We start from the raw sequence: 21,788 nt of genomic DNA, 5'->3' as shown, positions 1-21,788 counted from the left end.
GTTGGAGAGAGCAGTTATCTATGATGCCAACGGAAGATTGGTACAACAGGTTGACTTACGTGGTATGGCAACAGAGCGAACCTTTAATGTTTCTAGCTTAGCTTCAGGAGTGTACATGGTACAAATCCAAAGTGAAAGCGCACAAACAGTAAAACGATTAGTAAGAAGATAATCATCTTGCTAACCTAAATACAAAAACCCCCTCCATTTCTGGAGGGGGTTTTATTTTTTATAAAAGTAAATACTATTTTTTCTTTTTAGGAACTTTAATGTTTTCGTGCTTATTCTTTTTGCGGATTCTTACTTTTCCATAAGTTCCTCTTATAATTTTACCTCTCTTAGTTTTCTTATCTCCTTTTCCCATACTTTTTAATTTAGATTAATAAATCTAAAATTACTAAAAAATATAAAGATGAGTTTTTAGGAATTTCTAATGCTTTTTATAAATGATGAAATTCCGGCAATACCTTCCTTGCTTATCATCTTTATAAAAGCACTACCAATGATGGCACCTTTTGCATAGGATATTGTTGAAAGAAAAGTTTCATAATTGCTAATTCCAAAACCAACAATCTGTGGGTTTTTTAATTTTAATTTTGAAATGCGTTCAAAATAATCAGTTTGCTTTGCACTAAAATCATTTTGAGTTCCCGTAGTACTCGCACTACTTACCATATAGATAAAGGCAGAACTACTGCTGTCTATTTCTTTTATTCTTTTGGTAGAAGTTTGTGGTGTAATTAAAAATATATTGGAAAGATTATATTTTTCGAAGGTTGCTTTATATAGTGTGTTATATTCTTCTAAAGGAAGATCTGGAAGAATTAAAGCATCAATTCCAATTTCTTGACATTTTTTGCAGAATTCCTCAACGCCATACTGAAGTATCGGATTAAAATATCCCATGATTATTAAAGGAATTTGCACCGTTTTACGAATGTCTTTGAGTTGATCGAAAAGTAAGGCTGTATTCATCCCATTTTTTAAAGCATGTGTGGAACTCGTTTGAATGGTAGGTCCATCTGCTAAGGGATCGCTAAAAGGGAGTCCGATTTCTATAAAATCTACTCCGTTTTTTTCCAATTCTTGAATGATGGAAACAGTATTGTTTAAGTTAGGATAACCAGCTGTGAAATAGATGGATAATAACTTTTTATCTTGTTGAAGTGTTTTTTGTAATCTATTCATTTTCTATAATCTTTGCGTTAGGGATTGAGTGTGCTATCGTGTAGCAACGAAAGCCCGACCACGCAATTGCGTGGAAACGCCCAAATAGTTAAAGTTTAAAATAATTGATATAGGTGTTTAAGTCTTTATCGCCACGACCACTAAGATTGAGAACAATAATATCGTCTTTTTTAAATTTTAGTTCTTCAAAAATTGCCAAGGCATGACTACTTTCTATGGCGGGAATGATTCCTTCTAATTGACTTAACTCCATTCCAGCTTTCATGGCATCGTCGTCTGTAATGGAAATAAATTTTCCTCTACCGCTAGTGTATAAATGGGCGTGCATGGGGCCAACACCGGGATAATCTAACCCAGCCGAAATAGAGTAGGGTTCTGTTATTTGACCATCTGGAGTCTGCATTAAGAGTGTTTTGCTTCCGTGGATGATTCCCATTTTTCCTAATACCGAAGTGGCCGCACTTTCGCCGCTATCAATTCCTTTTCCAGCTGCTTCTACAGCAATGATGCCCACTTTTGGATTATTGAGATAGTGATAATAAATTCCCGCAGCATTACTTCCGCCACCTACGCAGGCTACTACATAATCTGGATTTTCTCTTTTTTCTTTCTCAAGTAATTGTTTCTTTACTTCCTCCGAAATAACACTTTGAAATCGAGCCACCATATCGGGATAGGGATGGGGCCCCACCACACTGCCAATAATATAATATGTATCTATGAGGTTATTAATCCAATCACGAATAGCTTCATTAGTGGCATCTTTTAGGGTTTTGCTTCCGCTTGTAGCTGGAATTACTTTTGCGCCCAGCATTTTCATTCGGGCCACATTGGGTGATTGCCGCTGGATGTCGATTTCACCCATATAAACAATACACTCAAGTCCCATAAGCGCACAAACTGTAGCGGTTGCTACCCCGTGTTGGCCCGCTCCCGTTTCGGCAATGATTCGTGTTTTTCCTAACCGTTTTGCTAGTAGAATTTGACCAATAGTGTTATTTACCTTATGAGCTCCCGTATGACATAAATCTTCACGTTTGAGATATATTTTTGTATTGTATTTTTCTGAAAGCCTCTTTGCAAAATAAAGTGGTGTTGGGCGTCCTACATAATCTTTTAACAATTGCCTAAATTCCTTTTGAAAACTTTCTTCAGCGGTTATTTGCAAATATTGTTGCCTCAGTTCTTCAACATTTGGGTATAACATTTCAGGAATGTAGGCACCGCCAAATTCCCCGTAGTATCCTTTTTCATCAACATTATAGTTCATATATAAATTGTTTTAATTCTGTACTGTTTTTTAATCCTGGTCCTATTTCAAATTTGCTATTAACATCAATGGCATATAATGGTAATTCCCTTTCCATTAATGTATGTATTTTATCAACTTCTTCTAGACCAATTCCACCGCTTAAAATGAAGGGTTTTTTTGAAGGGTATTGTCTAAGGACTTGCCAATTAAAGGTGATTCCATTTCCTCCTTTGTTTTTTCCTTTGGTGTCGAATAAAAATTTGTCAACTACATTTTCATAAGGTTTTAATAAATCATAATTGAATGTTTCACCTACCGAAAATACTTTCCAAATTTCAAGATTAGAGGTTAGGTCTGAAAGTTCACCACAATATTCGGGAGATTCTTCTCCATGTAGCTGAATGATATTTAGTTTATGAGTGGCTGCCTTTTCAATAACTCTAACTACTTTTTCATTTACAAAAACACCTACCTTTTTAATATCGGAAGGAATCTTAGGAATTTCCCCTTCAAAGTTTCTAGGGCTTTTATCGTAAAAAATAAAACCCAAATAATCAGGGAGCAATGTTGCGACTTCGGCAACATTGTGTTTCATTCCGCATATTTTTAATTTTGGCTTCACGATAATGTTGTAATAAAATCTTTTAAAGCTTTTCCTGGATTTTCAGTTTTCATAAAATGTTCTCCAATGAGAAATCCTTCGAACCCGTATTTTTTCAATTCTTTTACATTTTCAACAGAATTGATTCCACTTTCAGAAATTTTTACAAATTCGGAAGGAATTTTTTCAGAAAGTCGAATACTATTTTCAATAGAGACTTCAAACGTTTTTAGATTCCGATTGTTCACACCTATGATATCAACTGTGGCATGAACCGATTTTTCAAGCTCTGCTTCATTGTGTATTTCAACTAAAACATCGAGTTGTAATTGTTTTGCTAAAATTGAAAAATCTCGAATTTCCTGTTTTGAAAGACTTGCGGCTATTAACAAGATAGCATCTGCTCCGTAGGCTTTGGCTTCAAAAATTTGGTATTCCTCTACAATAAATTCCTTCCTTAGGATGGGTAATGAAACGGTCTTTCTCACCAATAACAAATCGTCTAACGAGCCTCCAAAAAATTGAGTATCGGTTAAAACCGAAATACCTGAAGCACCTGCCAATTCATATCCTTTTACTACTTCGGGTAGTAGAATTTTATCGTTAATAACCGATTTACTTGGGGATTTCCGTTTGTGCTCTGCTATAATTCCTGTTGAAGAATTTTTGATTGCCTTCGCTAAGGAATTTTTTTCTTTTTGAAAATAAAAGGATTGTTCCAACAGGGAAACAGGAAAGACTTCTTTCTTAGAAGCAACTTCCAATCTTTTATAGGCATTTATTTTTTCAAGAATGGTCATTGCTTAGTTTTTGAAGTGTTTGTAAACTTTTTAGCGCCTTTCCAGACAGCAATGAATCTTTAGCCTTTTCGAAACTTCTTTCAATGGAACTATGTTCCACAGTGGTTATAGCCATGGCTGCATTAGCACAAACCACATTGTTTTGGGCTTCGGTGCCTTTCCCATTGAGAATCATTTCAAAAATTTTTGCTGATGCCTCTATAGTATCCCCTCCGTAGATTTCCTGTTGTGAAATTTCAGTGAGGCCAAAATTGGAGGCATTCAATATTTTTTCAGAATTTCTTGAAATCATTTTTACAGGGCTGGTTAATGAAATTTCGTCATAGCCATCCATAGCATGAAGCACAGTAAAGTTTTTAGTTCCTTTTTGGTATAAATACCCATACATACGTGCTAATTCTAAACTGAAAACTCCCACTAATTGATTTTTGGGAAAAGCTGGATTCACCATAGGGCCTAGCATATTGAAGAATGTTTTCACCCCCAATTCTTTGCGAATAGGGCCAACATTTTTCATAGCAGGGTGAAAGAGCGGTGCGTGCATTACACAGATTCCTGCTTCGTCCAAACATCTTTTTAGGAAGTTTGAATCGCTGCTAAATTTAACTCCAAGGGTTTCCATCACGTTACTACTTCCACTAATAGAAGAGACACCATAATTCCCGTGTTTTGAAACTAATACCCCGGCACCCGCGGTTACAAAGGATGCTAATGTTGAAATATTAAAGGTGTTTTTTCCATCACCTCCTGTGCCACATAAGTCAATCGTATTATAATTTTCTATAGGCACTTTTATACACAATTCTAAAAGGGCATCACGAAAACCTTCTAACTCCTCCAATGAAATACTACGCATCATGTACACCGTCATAAAAGCAGCAATTTGGCTACTGTTGTATGTGCCTTGAGAGATATTTACAAGAACCTCTCTGGCTTCTTCTTTGGCAAGTTGTTCGTGATTTATAAGCCTGTTTAGGATATTCTTCATATTAGTTTTCTAACCAGTTTTTTATTATTTGTTTCCCATTGGGCGTAAGGACACTTTCGGGATGAAATTGTACCCCACAAATATCAAATTCTCTATGGCGCAGCGACATAATTTGTCCCGTTTCATCTACAGAGGTAATTTCCAAGGATTCAGGGAAATTTTCTTTGGAAACCACCCATGAATGATATCTTCCAATTTCTATTTCATTGTCAAGCCCTTTAAAAAGAGGGTCGCTTTCTACTAGAATAGTAGCTTTCGTTGCTACCCCGTGAAATACTTTTTTAAGGTTGGTGATTGTTCCTCCAAATACTTCTCCAATGGCTTGTTGCCCAAGACACACACCAAAGATGGGTTTTTTACCAGTGTATACTTTAATTACTTCTTTTAATAACCCAGCTTCATCTGGAATTCCTGGACCAGGTGAGAGTAAAATCTTGTCGAAATTTTCGATTTCTTCCATTGAAAATTCATCGTTTCTAAAAACAGTTACTTCGCAATCGAATTCCTCCAAATAGTGTACTAAGTTGTACACAAAACTGTCGTAATTATCTATGACTACTATTTTCATTTTTATATCGTTTCGGCTAGTTCCAGAGCTTTCGTTAAAGCACCTAGTTTATTATATACTTCTTGCAATTCCTTTTCTTCATCACTTTCTGAAACAATTCCCGCTCCGGCTTGAAAATGTAAGGTATGATCTTTACTAACAAAAGAACGTATGATAATGGCGTGATTAAAATTACCCTCAAAATCCATAAAGCCAATAGCGCCCCCATAAAAATCACGATTGACATTCTCGTATTTTTCTAATAATTGCATCGCTTTATGTTTGGGGGCTCCACTTAATGTCCCAGCGGGAAAGGTATCGGCAACAATTTGAAGGGTATTTGCATTACTTTCTATTTGGGCGGTAACCTTACTTACCAAATGAATTACATGGGAAAAGAATTGTACCTCTTTATAGGTTTCCACTTTTACTTGGTTTCCATGACGACTCAAATCGTTTCGAGCCAAATCCACCAACATGACATGTTCGCTATTTTCCTTAATATCTTCGGCTAGTTGTTTTGCTAGTTGGGCATCTTTTTCATCATTCCCGGTTCGTTTAAAAGTTCCCGCAATAGGATGAATTTCGGCTTTGCCATTTTTTACAATAAGTTGAGCTTCTGGCGAACTTCCGAAGATTTTAAAATTTCCATAATCGAAATAAAACAAATAAGGGGAGGGGTTTACGCTTCGTAACGTTCTATAAACATTAAATTCGTCTCCAGTAAATGGTTGTGAAAATCGTTTGCTTGGAACAATTTGAAAAACATCCCCTCGTGCACAATGCTCTTTGCACTTTTTTACTAAAGTTTTAAAATCTACATCGTTTAAATTTGAAGTTACTTCGCCTGCTCTTACAAAGGAGTATTCTGCAAAGTTTTTCGATTTTAAAAGCTGTTCAATTTGCGGGATATTATTTTCAGTATTATAACAATGTGCAAAAATATAGGCCTCATTATTAAAATGATTGATGGCTATGATATTTTGATACACTGCATAAAATACATCAGGAATGTCGAGCTGGTCCTTTTTCTTTTCAATAGAAATATTTTCAAAATAGCGAACCATGTCATAACTCATATATCCAAAAATCCCGTTGTTGATAAATTTGAATTTTTGAGTGGCGTCTAATTCAAAGGAAGATGCAAATTGTTGAAGAATTTCTGGTATATGGGTTGCTTCAGAAATTGATATTTCTTCATTTTTGCCATCAGGGAATTGCTGAATAATAGATTCCTTTTCAATTTTTATTGAGGCAATAGGGTTGCAACAAATATAACTGAAGCTATTATCGTTTGCGTGATAATCGCTACTTTCTAAAAGTAAACTATTTGGAAATTTATCCCGTAGCCTCAAATATACCGACACGGGTGTAAGGGTATCTGATAGTAATTTTTTAGAATATGTTTTTAATGCGTATTTCATACTATAAAATAAAAAAAACCTGTCGTGAAAGACAGGTTTTTATATTAGGTACATACAAAGTGGTCTAGCTCACGACTGATTACGTAAATTATTCCACCACCAAGTATGTTGATTTGTTATTTTCATTGCTTCAAATATAGAAATGAATTTGAAACTAGCCATACAAAAATTTAAAAATTTAGGGTGACGTCTAATTGAAAATCGTCATAAATAGTTTTATCCCCTAAATTATCGAAGAAACTTCCGGATCCATAACGTACATTAAATTTTGATCTGTCTATTGTAACGGTAGTTGTAGCCGTATTTCCATCCTTATTTAAATCGAATGAAATAGGTTGTGTAATTCCTTTAATGGTAATGTTGCCATTAACAGTATAGATACTTCCATTTTTCTTAGCGTTATTAACAACCAAAGTAGCTGTTGGATAATCTGCTACTCCGAAGAAGTCGTCGGATTTTAAATGACCTTCTAGTTTTCCTTTCATATCCCCTTTAAGGTCTAATACAGTGATAGAAGTCATATCAATAACAAATTTACCACCTAAGATATTATCACCGTCCATTTCTAGATATCCTTCTTTAAGGGTAATAATACCGTTGTGTTTTCCTGTTACTTTTTTACCTAACCAATTAATGGTACTTTCTTTTACTTCAATTCTTTCTTTTACAGAGTTTGTGAAAGCTGATGCCGTTGTAGCAATTGCTAAAATTAATACTGTTTTTACTGTCTTTTTCATAATGTTAATTGTTTTTAATTTAATTGTTAATTTCTTAGTTTGTCTAAGAATGAGTTTAATTTTTCTTTTTCATTGATGGAGAGTTTCTCCATAATATTTTTGTTCACTTGTTCGGTAAGTGGGTCTAATTTTTTTAATAATTCCAATCCATTTTCAGTAATAAATACTTCTATTTTTCTTCGGTTTTTTTTACAAATTTGTCTTTTTGCATATCCCTTTTGAATCAGTTTGTCAATCAATCGAGTTGTATTACTGCTTTTATCTATCATCCGTTCTTGTATAGTGGATAAATTGGCTGGATTCCCTTTTTGCCCCCTTAGGATACGCATCACATTGTATTGCTGTGCCGTTAAATCGTATTCTTTAAATTTTGCGGCAGCTATTTCTTCAATTTGTCTGGCTGTATACATCAAATTAATAACAGAACGAGTACTTAAGCTTAACGGACTAGTATTTTTTATTTCACTTTCAATATCCATAGTTGTATATACAATATTTGTACATACAAATGTACTATTATTTTTTGAATGAAATGCCAATTAACAAAAATTTAGCTTTTACTATTTATGATAAATATTAATCAAACGTTAAAGCGTATACAAGAAATTAATACTTTCAGTAGATTTAGGCTATGAAAAAAATTATGTTATTGTTTTCTGTTATTCTTGTTACTTGGTCTTGTAAGGAAAAGACAGAGTCTACCATTTCAGAAGTAATTAAAGAACCCATCACAGAAAAATTTTTACCCATTCCAATTTTTAATTTTGAAACACTGGAAGATGCTTATTTTAATAAAGAAGATGGGTCTACCTATGTCATTAACTTTTGGGCAACCTGGTGCAAACCTTGTGTAAAAGAATTACCTGCTTTTGAAAAGCTAAATGAAAATTATAAGGAACAAGGAATTAAAGTAGTTTTAGTAAGTCTTGATTTTCCAGAAAAAATAAAAACAGGGGTAGTCCCCTTTATTGAAAAACATCAACTACTAAGCGAGGTGGTTTTACTAGATGATCCTGATGCCAATACTTGGATTCCAAAAGTGAGTGAAGCATGGAGTGGAGCTATACCGGCAACCCTAATTATAAAGGATGGAAAAAAGGTCTTTTTTGAAAAGTCTTTCACCTATGAAGAATTAGAAACTGAAATAAAAGCAATAACACAATAAAAAGAAAATTATGAAACGTTCAATTTTAAAAAAATGGCTTGTACTAGAGGTAGTTGCTTTAGCACTTATTGTTGTTGGGTCATTTAGTTTTACAAATACTTCTGAGGCACCTGCTTCAGATGGATATACCATTGGTGACGCGGCAACCGATTTCAACTTAAAAAATGTAGATGGAAAAATGGTGTCCTTATCTCATTACAAAGATGCAAAAGGGTTTATTGTGATTTTCACTTGCAATACTTGTCCCTATGCTGTTGCTAGTGAAGACCGAATCATAGCGTTGGATAAAGAATTTAAGTCCAAAGGGTTTCCTGTAATTGCTATTAACCCTAACAACCCTGAGGTGCAACCAGACGATACCTTTGAGAAGATGCAGCAAAAGGTAAATGAAAAAGGATTTACATTCCCTTATCTTTATGATGACTCTAGTAGTATATATGCAGAATATGGCGCTAAAAAAACACCTCATGTGTATTTACTTCAAAAAGAAAAAGGGAAAAATATTGTAAAATATATTGGCGCCATTGATGATAATGTGCGTAATGGAGCCGCCGTGAAGGACCGTTTTCTTGCCAATGCTGTAAATGAATTGCTTCAAGGGAAAGAAGTAACTGTAAAAGAAACCAAAGCTATAGGCTGTAGTATAAAGGTTTAATTAAGTAAATTAATTTTTCGTAGAAACCCCGAAGCACCATCCAAGTGTTTTGGGGTTTTTTATTACTTTTATAAAAAATTAAAAAATATGCAAGAACTTAACCAATCTCGGTGGAGAGATCAATTAGAAAATGATGCTAACGCTGTTGTTTTAGATGTTAGAACCAACGCCGAGGTTGCCGAAGGAATGATTCCAAATGCACAACAAATTGATATTATGAATGCGGCTAATTTTATGGAAAAAGTAAAACAATTGGATACGTCAAAAAATTATTATATCTATTGTCGATCTGGAGGGAGAAGTGCTCAAGCATGTATGATTATGAATTCATTAGGATTTAAGAACACATACAATCTTATTGGTGGAATGATGCAGTGGAATGGTGAAACCGTTTAAAACAATTTAATTATGAAAAATATACTTTTATTTATTGCTATCACCTCTTTGGTAGCTTCCTGTCAAAATAAAAAGGAAGGGGAAATTATTATGATTACCCCAGAACAAGTGGTGAATGCTGTAAACTCAGAAAAGGACCTTCAGTTGGTGGATGTTAGAACCAGCGATGAATATTCTGTAAGCCACTTAAAAAACGCCCAAAACATTTGTGTAACGAATGATGATTTTAAAGAGAAGGTTGCCACACTCGATAAAGACGAACCTGTATACGTATATTGTAAAAAGGGCGGAAGAAGTGCGCAAGCTGCACTCATTTTAAAAGAGATGGGCTTTACCAAAGTATATGACCTCCAAGGTGGTATTGACAATTGGGAAACCAAAGGGCTAGAGACGGTGAATTAATAAAAAAACCCGAGTATTACTCGGGTTTTTTTGTGGAGTCTGGGAGATTAAATTTCGCCCACTTCCTATGTTGCAAATAAGAAACCAAACTGTTGACTCAGTTTGCGCTTTCATTTCATTTCAAAACCACAAGCAAGTTTGTTTTTTTCATAAAATGAAAAACCATACCTGTTGGTATGGTTTCTAGAGGGTTGTGGAGCCGGGGAGATTCGAACTCCCGTCCAAACGTGCCGTTGTAGAGCTTTCTACATGTTTATTTTCCATTAGGGTTTTCGATCTATTACTGGCTGGAAACAACCTGCGCAAGACTTAGCTTCAATTTGGTTTCGTAAGTGTATCAAAGCCCTACACAAACTAGGTTTACTTTTACGAAGCCACTAAATCGATTGCCGCAAACCAAGGCTCTCGAGTGACTTCCTGCTTGCCCGCCTTGCGGGCCGAGGCATTATCCTACTATAATTCGGATTATGCAGCTAGGGCGTAGTTATTCTCGCCGTTTAAAAAAGATGAAATATGAGATTTACGAGCTGTATCCCAGCGCTCGACATGCTTACCGTACAATGAAACCCGCTGTCAAAACCAGTCGGCCCCTTGTTATTTTCAATGAACTTTTGGGTGGCAAAGATACATTAAAAACCTATCTTTGCAGACCTAAAATAGAAATCAAAAAGTATTCCAAATGCCCATTACCTTCGCAATTATAAAAGAAAGAAAGAATCCACCCGATAGGCGCGTTGTTTTTTCACCTGAAAAGTGTCAAGAAGTCATACAAAAGTTTCCGGATGCACGAATTATTGTAGAGGCTTCAGACGTTCGAATTTTCCCAGATGAAGCTTATAGAGAAGCTGGATTTGAAGTGAAAGAAGATATTTCAGAAGCGAATGTGATGTTAGGTGTAAAAGAAGTGCCAGTGGATGCATTAATTCCCAATAAAAAGTACTTCTTCTTCAGTCATACCATAAAAAAACAACCGTACAATAGAAAGTTGCTTCAAACTATTTTAGCAAAGAAAATAGAACTTTTTGATCATGAGACCATTGTAAATGACAGCAATCACCGATTAATTGGGTTTGGGTATTATGCAGGATTGGTAGGAGCGTATAATGGATTTAGAGGATTAGGACTTAGAGACAATCTCTTCAATTTACCTAAAGTAGAAACCTTACCAGACTTAGAAGCGGTAAAAGCCGAGTTGGATAAAATTACCCTGCCTAATATTAAAATCATTCTTTCGGGGACAGGAAAAGTGGCTCGTGGTGCCAAAGAAATTCTTGATCATTTAAAAATACGGGAGGTGCCTGATGCCGAATATCTTGCTAAGGAATATAATGAACCCGTCTATTGCTTAATTGATGTTACTGAATACAACAGGCGAATCGATGGTGGTGAATTTGAAAAAGACGTTTTTTACTTAAATCCTGAAGGCTACGAAAGTGATTTTATGAAATATGCCAAAGTGAGCGACATGTTTATCACAGGTCATTTTTACGGCAATAATGCACCTTATCTTTTTACAAGAGAAGATGCTAAAAGCCCCGAGTTTAATATAAACTTGGTTGCTGATATCTCTTGCGATGTTGATGGTCCTGTCGCCAGTACGCTGCGTGCTTCAACAATAGCCGAACCTTTTTACGGGTATGACCCAAAAATGGAAAGCGAAGTGCCTTTTGGAGCTCCTAATAGTATTGGAGTCATGGCTGTAGACAATCTACCTTGTGAGCTACCCAAAGATGCCAGTGAAGGTTTTGGGGATATGTTTTTAGAAAACGTAATTCCAGCATATTTTAATGGAGATAAGGATGGGATTTTAAAAAGGGCAAAGATTACCACAAATAATGGTCAATTAACAGAGCGATTTGCATATTTACAGGAGTATGTAGGTGGATAATCAATCCTTTTTTCTTAAAATATTCTATTTAAATAGCATCATGTAGGATATTTATTACATTTTATCGAAAAAATTCAGAAAAAGCTTACGAACCTTTGATTATTAATAGATTAAAGGGTTATTTTGTACTATAAAATAAAATTAAGCCTAATGAAAAATCTAGCCCCCATTTTCATTGCTCTACTTATTGGATATATAAGTAACGCTCAAGTAGGAATAAATACTACAGAACCTACAGCCACTTTAGATGTTAATGGAACTCTGCGATTACGTGATGCAGAAAAAGGTCCCAACGAAGTCATAGCCACAAGAATTGTTGGTATTGATGACAGCGGAAATATTGTTCAAGTAGAAGTTGCTGAAAATCTTATTCTTGAAAACAATACCATAAGAGCCAATGACAAAATCCTTACTATTGGTGATATTGATCCTATTGGTGTACCTATAATAAGTGATTTAAACCTTATTATTTGGCCAGGTGAGCCTAATGAAGATAAATCTGTAATTAGAATTAGAAGTATACTGGGCGATGTTATAGTCACAGGTATTGCAGCAGGTCAAGACGGTCAAACCATTTGGTTATACCCAACAACAGGTGATCTAACATTTATACCTAACAGTCTTTTATCACTCTTTGGTAATAGAATTGAAAATAATAGTAATCTCGTGGTCCAACGATATGAGATGGTGAAATTAATGTATGATGCCACAAGATCCAAGTGGATTATTATGGATAGATAAAATGAACCAATATAGAAAACAAAAAAGCACTCCAAAACCGGAGTGCTTTTTTGTTTGTATTAAACACCTTAATAATTCTTTTAGAGCTATAGTCTTATTGATTCTATATTGTTATTGTTTGGAAAAAATAGATAAGATGTTTAACATCCTTTAGGTTTAGAAATGCTCAACAATAGCTATACTTTATTTCAGTGGGTAGAATTTAAAGGGATCATCTAATAGCAAGTTTAATAATTATGTAATATAATACTTTGTGAGAAATCCTATACTCGTCAATTATATGGTTGGATTAATGGTCTTATTTTACGAATTGCCTACAACCTTTTTTCTGTTTCATTAGAATGTAAATGATATCAGCATTAAGCTACTCAAGTTTTTTATAAAGGGTACTTAGCTAGTTTAAGTTGCCATAAGAGGCTAACTATCCAAAACAAATCAATCACCACTTAAAGTGAAAAGAATGATTGATAAACCAAAAATCTAGTAGGTATGGTGAACAATAATTGTTACAACGTAAAGTTCCTTCGATAAAGTACAAGGGAAATTGGTTTTTATGATGGAATAAAAGTACGGTAAGTGCTATTAAATAATATTATACTTCTAGGAGTTGTCTTTCAGTTATATGTTTGGCAATGGTATCTAAAAAGATATTATTTTTATAAGGTTTAATTATAAAGTCATTCATTAAATTAAAAGAACTTTCCCCAACTACCTTTTCCATCTCTACTGCAGTAAGTGCAATAATCGGGATATGGGTATCCTTTTGCCTAATAGCTTTTGTAGCTTCAAAACCGTTTACCTCTGGCATATTTATATCCATGAGTATAAGGTCAAATTTTTCCTCATTCGCCATTATAATACCTTCAGCACCGCCAGGGGCAATACTTACACTGGCACCATAGGCCATTAAAGTCTTCTTAGTTACTAAAAGATTAATTTTGTTATCATCCACAACTAAGATATTCTTCCCCTTTAATAAGGAGTCTGAATGCTTATGAGTGTCTTTATTTTGAGTACTTTCTAATTTCGTTTCCTCATAACAAAGTTCGAAATCGATTTCAGTTCCTTCACCTACAGTACTCTTTATTGTTATTTCAGACTCATATATATCTAAGATTTTCTTTACAATTGGTAATCCTAGTCCAGTGCCTTGATGTTGGTCATTATTATTTGACTGTAAAAATTCATCAAAGATTATTTCCAGTTTTTCTTCTGAAATTCCAACACCGGTATCTTTTATATTAAAATGAACACAAAGCTTGTTATTTTGATTTTTTACTCGTGTTAAGTTAATGGTAATTTCACCGTCAAAAGTAAATTTTGATGCATTGCCTATTAAATTTATAAGTATTTGAGATATCTTCACTTCATCCCCAATAAGATATTCTGGGATTTGGTCATCAATATTTACAATGTATTTATTTGGATGTGAGGCATTAATAAATTTTGATGATTTAACCACATTTTCAACTATTTCTCTAAGGCTAAATTTGTTTCGTTTAAGCTCTTCTTTTTTAGTGCTATAAATACTTGTTAATTGAAGCACATTATTTATAAGTGATAAAAGGTGATTTGCTGAAAATTTAAGAGAAGCCAAATTCTCTTTATGGTTTTTAAGTTTGGCATCTCTCATAAGAATAGAGGAAATACCAATAATACCATACATAGGCGTCCTTAACTCGTGAGTGATATTGGAGAATAAAATACTTTTTGCTTTTGCAAGCTCTTCAGATTTTTCCTTCTCTTCAAGATATTGCTTGTTTTTATCAATAAGGTGAAAAAGCAATTGCTTTCTTTTTCTATAAGAAATAAATAAGAATATGGCCGAAATTAAGAGAATTGCCGAAGCTATTTTTATCCAGAAAATAGTGGTTTCCCTTTTGGCAGTTTGCTTGTTTATTTCATTCTGAAGCAACTGCGATTTAATTTCTTGTTGATAAAAGTTGGTTTTATATTTTGCTGTGGCATACTCAATGGCCTCGATTTTATCACTTTTATACTTTTCACTTTTGTAAGTATCCAAAAGTTGCAAGTGATTAATGGTTTCAAGTAAATTCCCTTCCTTTTGGTAGGCTTTGGCTAGATAATCATGTCCTTCTATTAGTCCATCCTGAAATCCTGATTTATCCGAAAGTTTTACACTTTCAGTCAATACTTCTATTGCTTTTTGGGTGTTATTTTGTAGAAAATACAGTTTTCCTGTAAGGAGCTTTGCTCCTGCGTGATAGGCATCTGGATTTAGTCCTTTAACATAATTATTTGTTTCTTCCACATAAAATTGAGCATTTATAACATCTTTATCATCTAAAAATAGCTCTGCAATATTGTAGTTTATAATATATAGGTGCGTAGTGTCTTTTAATTTTTCAGGAAGTGGTAATGCCTTTTTATAAATTTCTATAGCTTCTTTCCTTTTACTCCGAAGGGCATAATAGTTTCCTAGATCAATTCGTGCCGTGGTTATAACTCTTGTGGAGTCATGTTCTTTTTCTGCCTTTTCAATTGCATTCGTAAAAATACGCTTAGCTTGTAGGGTGTCCTCAACTTTTAAAAATGCGTTACCCATTAAACTAGAAATGGCTACTATGGCTTTAAGATTGTTTAGCTCATTTGCTAATTCTAACGTAGGTTCCCCTAATTCTATGGCGACATCGAGATTATTCCCATAAAATTGTTTGCGGATGTGCTTCACCATACTATCCAGATGCTTGGCTTTCTGCTCTTTTTGAGCATTAGCAATACTATCTGTAAGCTTCAATTCAGAATTCTGGGCAGAGAAGAGTATGGTTTGCAGTAGTGCAATTACTAATATGAAAACTTTCTTTTTCAAGTAGGTTCATTTTTTTGGGTGGTTAAATATATATAAAAATTGACAAGAGGTATTGATTTTGCTCATATAATCGTGGAAATGAGTAAAATAACGATGAAATACAATATTTTGTTAAGAAAATACCTACAAAATTGAAATTCATTCACTATTTATAGAATGAAAATCAATAATCTTGATCTATGTCCTATGATCTTGGTCATTTTTTTTGATGTTTCATTTTAAGAGATTTAAGAAAACTTAAAAACAATAAAATGAAGCAAAGAACACCCGTTTCCGCAATTATGACCAAAGAGGTTATTACACTTAATAATACCGATAGTTTAGAAACTGCAGAACGATTATTTAAATCGAAAAAGATTAGACATATACCAGTAGTAAGTGGCGAATCTATTATAGGAATGTTAAGTTATACCGATATTCTTCGAATAAGTTTTGCAGATTCTGTTACAGCAGATGGCGATTATGTTGATACTTCGGTATATAATCTATTTACTATAGAGCAAGTAATGGCAAAGAATTTAATAAGTATTTCTTCCCATACAACTATAAAAGAAACCGCCGAAATACTTGCGGAAAAAGAGTTTCATGCCATTCCCGTCGTGGATAATAGCAAGCTGGTAGGCATTGTGACCACCACAGATTTAATTACATATTTATTAGACCAATACTAACCAGGTTTAATTTTAAAGTTCCTGTTGTGTGATAAGCATCAACAGGAACTTTTACTAGGCTAAACGTCGAGTTTGTTTAAGAATAAAACCGTCAAGAACCCAATACAATGGGCCCCTAAGTCTAAAGGGTCAAAAGTATTACCTATCAAGATATAAAATAATTTGGATTCGATTCCTAACAAAGGAAAAAGGTTAAACCATTGAATTATTTCTACACTTATAGCAAGCAATAGAACAGCCAACAGCAGTTTATTTGCTGAGAATCGTGTTATCCATCTGCCAAAATAATAGAGTAAGGGGATTACCAAAACATCTCCCACAAATCCACGTATAAATTTGTGAAACTGAAATAATGCTATGACTACTTCTATGGTTAATAGGAGCAAAAAAATCCAGAAATATCTATTTGTTTTTTCTAAAAGTAGAGCCTTCCTTTTAGTTGTAAAGGAAGACTCTTTTCCTACTTTATTCATTGCCCCAATCAATTTTTCGGGAAGCAAACATGATAATAGCTAGTATTATAAATAATCCTATGCTACCCACTAACAATGCATATTTTTCAAGCTGAATGATTACGTAAATAAATCCATATAAAGAAGCCAAAGATCCACAAATCAATAAAGGAAATTTAAATCCTTTTAAAATAGCTCTTGAGTATAAGGTAATTAAGCCTAAAACCGAAGCAGAAGCAATAACATATGCTTTAAAAAAAGAACTGTGCTCCGAAATGGAAATAAGCAAGGTGTAAAACATCACTAATGCCAATCCAATCATGATATATTGAAAAGGATGGATGTATATTTTACTCACCAGCTGAATTAAAAGGAAAACCAAAAGCGTAAGTCCAATAACCATAAACCCGTATTTAGCAGTTCTTTCACTTTTTTGATACTCATCTATTGGGATAATTAATTTTGAACCAAAAGCAAACTCGGTTAAATCGGGTAATTCATTAAAAAACTCTTGCTGAAACTGTCTGTTTATTTGCAATACTTTCCAGGTAGATTTAAAGCCATCTTTGGTTATTTCTCGGGATCCATCATCTGGTAAAAAGTTACCATCAAAACTGGGGGAGTGCCAATTGGAGGTCATGCTTACGTCGGTTTCTTTTCCAATTGGGATAAACTTTAAACTTTCGCTTCCATTTACTTTCATTGTAAAAGAAAAAGGAATCATTTCAGTACTTTCTTTTGGGAAATTGGAAACAGATTGTGTTTCAATTGTGTTTAAATACGCCTGAGAATATTTTGGCGTCATTGCTAGGGTTTCTCCTGCTAGGTTTACTTCAATAGTGTTTCGTATTCCCTTCAGGTTGGATGTTTTTATCAATACTGAAATTTTATCCCAAATAATATCCTTATGTGGAATGTCTTTGCTGGAGAAATCAATACTTGGAAAACTACCGTCGACTGCTATTTCGGAAGTAAACACAACCGACTCATAAATACTTCTTTTAAGAGGTTCTTCTTTTGTGGTGACTTTAGAAACAATATTTAGATCGTCTGGAAAAAGGTAGGCGTTATTGATGATTTCTTCAGTTTTTATTTCAAAAACTTTGGTTTCTGGAATGTACACCTTTTCCTCTCTATATGTTTTATAAGGGATTTTTAATATGGGTCCAGAAAGTAACACTTCATTACCCCATTTTCCATTGATTTCTTGAATGACTTCTTGTTGTCTATACGCTCTTTCTGTAATTAATGTCTTTACAAATTCCAAGGGAATAAGTAATACGAATAATAAAAATCCAACGACAATCATTCTAGCCGTAATGGATGTTTTTAGCCAACTTGTAAACTTCTGTTTTTTAGGTTCCATATTGATATTTTTTAGAGTTTATGAAAAATGAATAAGTATGTAGCCATAGCCAATGGCTATAGGAATATTTAATAGAATGATTAAGATTGAAAAAAAGGTTTCCAACTCATTGTGTTTGATAAGTTGAATAATGAGGATTAATAACACAATGAGATTATAGATAACAGCGATTAATAAATACAAGGCAGTTAAAAAAATAATAGGAATTATTTTGCCTGCCACAAGGAGAAGTAAAAAGAATAAAGTTCCTATTGTGTAAAAAGTAATTGCAGTTTTTTGCGCAGTTTTTAAAGTCATACTAGATTTTAAAGTACTTTGAAAAACAAAGTAAATTAATAAATTTTTTTATTTTCTAATTAGTTTTTCTAGTGCGTCAATATGTTTTTTAAATTCCATTTTACCCAATTTCGTAGCACTATAACGTGTATTGGGTTTACGGTCTATAAATTGTTTTTCCACTAAGATATATTCTGCATTTTCTAAGGCTTTAATATGGCTGGCGAGGTTTCCGTCGGTAACATCGAGCAATTCTTTAAGGCGGTTAAAATCGGCATCGTCATTCACCATAAGAATAGACATAATGCCTAAACGTATTCGGTGATCAAATAGCTTATTTATGTTTTCGATGATTCCCAAAGCCTATTGTTTCTTTTCTTGAAAATACATAATACCTCCGTAGATGATATGCATCACGCCAAATCCAAATACCCAAAAATAGAATCCATATCCAGGTAGGGCGGCACAAAGCAATCCTGCAATAATTTCAACATAACCTAGATATTTTACATTTCCAATGGTGTATTTTGAAGCATTAACTAAAGCAAGTCCGTAAAAGATAAGCATCAGTGCTGCAGTAAGCCCGTAGTGTTGGCTGTTCAGTTTAATTAAAATATAAATTCCGCCCGTAACTAATGGAATCATAAAATTAAGTAATAACCTTTTGGTGGTATCATCCCAAATTTTAGCATTATTAGCTTTGGCTTTTCTTGTGGTAAGTAGGAAAGCGGTCACGACACTCAACACAGCTACAGCAATTAAAAGGCCCACCAACATTTTAAAATTCCAACTATGTAATGTTACGTAATCTTGATTGGGCAGCAAAAAGAAATAGGCAACTCCAGCACCGATAAGCGCATATATTCCTGCAAAAATACCCGAAAGTCCGCTAAGGGATATAAATCGGGAGGAACGGTTCATAAGATTTTTAATCTCACTAATGTCTTTTAGATAATCTTGCTCACTCATAATAAAGTACTTTGAATTACAAAGTAATGTTTTTCCTTTTTATTTTCAAAGTATTTATTCGTTAATATTTACATAAAATTTAATGAGACATGGAATGGTGTCCCTTTATGAAAGGATTTTTTTTGCTTTCAATGGACTGTATTGCATTTTTTCCTTCTTCAATAAAATAGACTCCATTACTATCAACGCTACCGTAGTCCAAATATGAATATTGCCCGTTTGGCCAATTCACAGCAATATTTTTAATCGCTTTACAATCGCCTAATCCAATTTCAGCCTGTAAACTGTTGGCGCCAAAGCTTCCGCCAGAACTTACGGTGTTATAAATATCTCTTGTTGTTCCATCTTTTTCTTCTACGGTTATCTTAATTCTCGCTCCAATGGCGGAACGGTTAGAAGTAGTACCTTTTAAACGCAGCGTGATCCATTGATTGTTATTCCCAGGGTTTTCAAATAATGCATTCTGAAAAATATCACCAGAAACCGAACCTCCCATAACGGCATAAATATCTTGGTCGCCATCGTTATCCAAATCTGCAAATCCAATCCCGTGACCTTTTTGAATATGTCCTAAATTTCCTGAATAGGTAGCATCCTGAAATGTTTTACCCTCGTTATTTCTAAACATTCTATTTGGAGTAATGGAGCGATAATCTGGTGCACCTGTGCTTAAATAAAAATCCAAAAAGCCATCGTTGTCAACGTCTCCGTAATTACATCCCATCGTTGGTAGAATGCGGTCTAAATTGGTTTTTTTTGTATTGTTTGAAAAAGTTTCATTTCTGTTATTTTCATACAATCTTGGAAAATCTGAATTGGATTTTAACCCAAGGTAATCTGCCGTAACCTCCATGGAACATTGTTTTAATAAATAGCGATCGTAACAACTCACAAAAATATCCTCCCAACCATCGTTGTTATAATCAAAGAACCAAGTTGGGAAACTTTCTTGTGGGTCTGAAACATTGGCTTTAACCGAAATTTCTTCAAATTTCCAATTTTCTATAGACGAGCCACCGCGATTCATAAAAAGCTTGTTGGGACCATCAAGAATAGAAATATATAAATCTTCCCACCCGTCATTATTGGCATCGGCTGCGGTGACACCTTTAATATAATTTGTGATGTTAAGGTTTAATTGAGGGGCTATATCTTTAAATGTTCCATCTTTTTGATTTACAAAGAACTGTGCTGGATTCAATTCCGCATTAGTGTGCGTTTCATTCCCTACATATAAATCTAACCAACCATCTGCATTAAAATCGAACCAAACCGCAGATTGGGTAGGGTGGGGAGCGTACATTCCGGAAGCTAAGGTTACGTCGCTAAAGGTACCATCACCGTTATTCTTTACTAGGGAGTTGGGGAGTTGCCCCATCCATTTATAACCACTCCAAGCACTTCGGATGATGTAAAAGTCTAAATGACCGTCATTGTTATAATCTGCCTGAACCATATTTAAACCCCCAGTAAGACCATTTAATCCAGAAGCTTCAGTTTTTTCAACGTAACTGCCGTTGCCATCACTTTCAAAATAATGAAGTTGTCCGAATAATCCCCAAGAAGAAACTAGCACATCAATAAATCCATCATTGTTAAAATCATCTACAATGACACCACCCGCAAGCTCATTTACATCCAAACCTACGTTCATCGAAATATTTTCAAAAACAGGTAGGTTGTATTCAGGTTTAAAAATATTTGGAGGTATTAACAAATGCGTTGGTACGGCAGTTGGATATTCGCCAAGTGTCATATACGCAACATTTAATAACCATTTGCTTTGAAGATCATCTGGAAAAACCTTCAGTATTTCTTTATAAATTTCAATTGCTTTTTGAGAACCCGTTTTATTTTTATGGATTCCGCCACCTTTTATTGGAAATAAACACGACTCTGTAGTGTGATTGTCCCTACAATTAATTTGTTCGCCAATACGCATATAGCTAATAGCAAGAGCTTCGTGAAGCCCCTTAGTAGTTGCGTTTATTACTTTATTTTCTGGCATTCTATTTAAAAGATCTTCAAAAACATTGACCGCATCTTGAGATCTTCCAGCATCAAGTAATGTTTTGCCGTATTCGACGTATAAATTTATTGGAAGTTGATTTTTTGCTTTTGCAGCATTTAGTTCTTGCTCGACCAGCTTTAGCTTTTCAGAGCTTTCATATATATGCTGTCTATAGTTAACATTAGATTTTATAGACTGGATACTATCGATCATTTGTATTGTAGAAATCCTATAATCCGAATTTTTTGGATTTTCTTCTGCCGTTTTTATTTCTTTGGATTCTTCTTTACAAGACCAAATTACTATAAAGAGTAGAAGGAACAGATACTTACTTTGCATTTGAGGTAATTATAAAAATGTTTAAACAATGTTACCCCTTATTTTTTAGAATTCAAAAAATACTATTGTCATTATGTTTAATGAATTGAA

The 21,788-nt window shown here is 34.2% G+C and carries 25 protein-coding genes and 1 other RNA gene; 8 read left to right on the top strand and 18 right to left on the bottom strand.

The features are described from left to right. The first annotated feature begins 1 nt into the window (after position 1). A complete protein-coding gene (locus KXJ69_RS13805; RefSeq protein WP_219053473.1) occupies positions 2-172 on the top strand; it encodes a T9SS type A sorting domain-containing protein in 171 nt (56 codons plus the stop codon). Positions 173-244: 72 nt separating this feature from the next. Here the strand turns inward: KXJ69_RS13805 and KXJ69_RS12570 are convergent, their stop codons facing one another. The 10 genes from KXJ69_RS12570 to KXJ69_RS12525 form a co-directional block, all read right to left on the bottom strand. After that, positions 245-364: a 30S ribosomal protein THX gene (locus tag KXJ69_RS12570; protein WP_219053469.1), complete on the bottom strand. Its 120-nt coding sequence runs from the start codon at positions 362-364 to the stop codon at positions 245-247. A gap of 56 nt (positions 365-420) precedes the next feature. Beyond that, a complete protein-coding gene (gene trpA / locus KXJ69_RS12565; RefSeq protein WP_219053468.1) occupies positions 421-1,188 on the bottom strand; it encodes a tryptophan synthase subunit alpha in 768 nt (255 codons plus the stop codon). Between the two features lie 88 nt (positions 1,189-1,276). Further along, positions 1,277-2,458 carry a tryptophan synthase subunit beta gene (gene trpB, locus KXJ69_RS12560; protein WP_219053467.1) on the bottom strand — a complete coding sequence of 394 codons (1,182 nt, stop codon included), beginning with the start codon at positions 2,456-2,458 and terminating at the stop codon, positions 1,277-1,279. After that, entirely contained in the window at positions 2,448-3,035 is a 588-nt protein-coding gene (locus KXJ69_RS12555; protein ID WP_219053466.1) for a phosphoribosylanthranilate isomerase, read from the bottom strand. Before KXJ69_RS12555 ends, trpB begins: the two co-directional genes overlap by 11 nt. Positions 3,036-3,058: 23 nt before the next feature. Then, positions 3,059-3,841 (bottom strand): indole-3-glycerol phosphate synthase TrpC, encoded by a 783-nt coding sequence (gene trpC, locus KXJ69_RS12550; protein WP_219053465.1) that lies wholly within the window; start codon positions 3,839-3,841, stop codon positions 3,059-3,061. Then, positions 3,828-4,829, bottom strand: a complete 1,002-nt coding sequence (gene trpD, locus KXJ69_RS12545) for an anthranilate phosphoribosyltransferase (protein WP_219053464.1) — start codon at positions 4,827-4,829, stop codon at positions 3,828-3,830. The genes trpC and trpD overlap by 14 nt, the downstream gene beginning before the upstream one ends. 1 nt (position 4,830) lies before the next feature. Beyond that, complete coding sequence (locus KXJ69_RS12540) at positions 4,831-5,397, bottom strand: anthranilate synthase component II (protein ID WP_219053463.1); 567 nt, start codon at positions 5,395-5,397, stop codon at positions 4,831-4,833. 2 nt (positions 5,398-5,399) lie between these two features. Continuing rightward, the gene (locus KXJ69_RS12535) at positions 5,400-6,800 is read right to left on the bottom strand and encodes an anthranilate synthase component I family protein (RefSeq protein ID WP_219053462.1); all 1,401 of its coding nucleotides are present in this window, start codon (positions 6,798-6,800) and stop codon (positions 5,400-5,402) included. Between the two features lie 170 nt (positions 6,801-6,970). Then, the gene (locus KXJ69_RS12530) at positions 6,971-7,537 is read right to left on the bottom strand and encodes a YceI family protein (RefSeq protein WP_219053461.1); all 567 of its coding nucleotides are present in this window, start codon (positions 7,535-7,537) and stop codon (positions 6,971-6,973) included. Positions 7,538-7,563: 26 nt separating this feature from the next. Then, the gene (locus KXJ69_RS12525) at positions 7,564-8,016 is read right to left on the bottom strand and encodes a MarR family winged helix-turn-helix transcriptional regulator (RefSeq protein ID WP_219053460.1); all 453 of its coding nucleotides are present in this window, start codon (positions 8,014-8,016) and stop codon (positions 7,564-7,566) included. A gap of 152 nt (positions 8,017-8,168) precedes the next feature. Between KXJ69_RS12525 and KXJ69_RS12520 the strand changes: the two genes are divergently transcribed. From KXJ69_RS12520 to KXJ69_RS12505, 4 genes are all read left to right on the top strand, one after another. After that, complete coding sequence (locus KXJ69_RS12520) at positions 8,169-8,702, top strand: TlpA family protein disulfide reductase (RefSeq protein ID WP_219053459.1); 534 nt, start codon at positions 8,169-8,171, stop codon at positions 8,700-8,702. Between the two features lie 10 nt (positions 8,703-8,712). Further along, on the top strand, positions 8,713-9,357 hold the full coding sequence (locus tag KXJ69_RS12515; protein WP_219053458.1) for a thioredoxin family protein: 645 nt from the start codon (positions 8,713-8,715) through the stop codon (positions 9,355-9,357). Between the two features lie 87 nt (positions 9,358-9,444). Beyond that, positions 9,445-9,753, top strand: a complete 309-nt coding sequence (locus KXJ69_RS12510; protein WP_219053457.1) for a rhodanese-like domain-containing protein — start codon at positions 9,445-9,447, stop codon at positions 9,751-9,753. 12 nt (positions 9,754-9,765) lie between these two features. Beyond that, entirely contained in the window at positions 9,766-10,155 is a 390-nt protein-coding gene (locus KXJ69_RS12505) for a rhodanese-like domain-containing protein (RefSeq protein ID WP_219053456.1), read from the top strand. Positions 10,156-10,346: 191 nt separating this feature from the next. On the opposite strand, the gene ssrA is transcribed toward KXJ69_RS12505, so the two are convergent. Next, positions 10,347-10,746, bottom strand: a transfer-messenger RNA (tmRNA) gene (ssrA, locus tag KXJ69_RS12500). A gap of 94 nt (positions 10,747-10,840) precedes the next feature. On the opposite strand from ssrA, the gene KXJ69_RS12495 reads away from it, so the two are divergent. Together KXJ69_RS12495 and KXJ69_RS12490 are read left to right on the top strand one after the other, a co-directional pair. Beyond that, positions 10,841-12,043 carry an NAD(P)-dependent oxidoreductase gene (locus KXJ69_RS12495; RefSeq protein ID WP_219053472.1) on the top strand — a complete coding sequence of 401 codons (1,203 nt, stop codon included), beginning with the start codon at positions 10,841-10,843 and terminating at the stop codon, positions 12,041-12,043. Positions 12,044-12,193: 150 nt separating this feature from the next. After that, positions 12,194-12,784, top strand: a complete 591-nt coding sequence (locus tag KXJ69_RS12490) for a hypothetical protein (RefSeq protein WP_219053455.1) — start codon at positions 12,194-12,196, stop codon at positions 12,782-12,784. A 592-nt stretch (positions 12,785-13,376) separates the two neighbouring features. Here the strand turns inward: KXJ69_RS12490 and KXJ69_RS12485 are convergent. Then, positions 13,377-15,614, bottom strand: a complete 2,238-nt coding sequence (locus KXJ69_RS12485) for an ATP-binding response regulator (protein ID WP_219053454.1) — start codon at positions 15,612-15,614, stop codon at positions 13,377-13,379. A gap of 251 nt (positions 15,615-15,865) precedes the next feature. Between KXJ69_RS12485 and KXJ69_RS12480 the strand changes: the two genes are divergently transcribed. Then, positions 15,866-16,285 carry a CBS domain-containing protein gene (locus KXJ69_RS12480; protein WP_219053453.1) on the top strand — a complete coding sequence of 140 codons (420 nt, stop codon included), beginning with the start codon at positions 15,866-15,868 and terminating at the stop codon, positions 16,283-16,285. Between the two features lie 59 nt (positions 16,286-16,344). On the opposite strand, the gene KXJ69_RS12475 is transcribed toward KXJ69_RS12480, so the two are convergent. The 6 genes from KXJ69_RS12475 to KXJ69_RS12450 form a co-directional block, all read right to left on the bottom strand. Beyond that, positions 16,345-16,758 (bottom strand): DUF2809 domain-containing protein, encoded by a 414-nt coding sequence (locus KXJ69_RS12475; protein WP_219053452.1) that lies wholly within the window; start codon positions 16,756-16,758, stop codon positions 16,345-16,347. Continuing rightward, positions 16,751-18,103, bottom strand: coding sequence for a cell envelope integrity protein CreD (creD, locus tag KXJ69_RS12470; protein WP_219053451.1), 1,353 nt, complete (start codon positions 18,101-18,103; stop codon positions 16,751-16,753). The genes KXJ69_RS12475 and creD overlap by 8 nt, the downstream gene beginning before the upstream one ends. A gap of 18 nt (positions 18,104-18,121) precedes the next feature. Continuing rightward, positions 18,122-18,400, bottom strand: a complete 279-nt coding sequence (locus KXJ69_RS12465) for a hypothetical protein (RefSeq protein WP_219053450.1) — start codon at positions 18,398-18,400, stop codon at positions 18,122-18,124. Between the two features lie 48 nt (positions 18,401-18,448). Further along, entirely contained in the window at positions 18,449-18,739 is a 291-nt protein-coding gene (locus KXJ69_RS12460; protein WP_219053449.1) for a winged helix-turn-helix domain-containing protein, read from the bottom strand. Positions 18,740-18,742: 3 nt separating this feature from the next. Next, complete coding sequence (locus tag KXJ69_RS12455; RefSeq protein WP_219053448.1) at positions 18,743-19,348, bottom strand: hypothetical protein; 606 nt, start codon at positions 19,346-19,348, stop codon at positions 18,743-18,745. A gap of 79 nt (positions 19,349-19,427) precedes the next feature. After that, complete coding sequence (locus KXJ69_RS12450; protein WP_219053447.1) at positions 19,428-21,698, bottom strand: CRTAC1 family protein; 2,271 nt, start codon at positions 21,696-21,698, stop codon at positions 19,428-19,430. Positions 21,699-21,788: the final 90 nt, after the last annotated feature.

The organism is Halomarinibacterium sedimenti, assembly GCF_019312585.1.
In the GTDB taxonomy this organism is placed as follows: domain Bacteria; phylum Bacteroidota; class Bacteroidia; order Flavobacteriales; family Flavobacteriaceae; genus Halomarinibacterium; species Halomarinibacterium sedimenti.
Note: the sequence above shows the minus strand (reverse complement) of the source record. Positions and strands in the feature narration are given on the sequence as shown.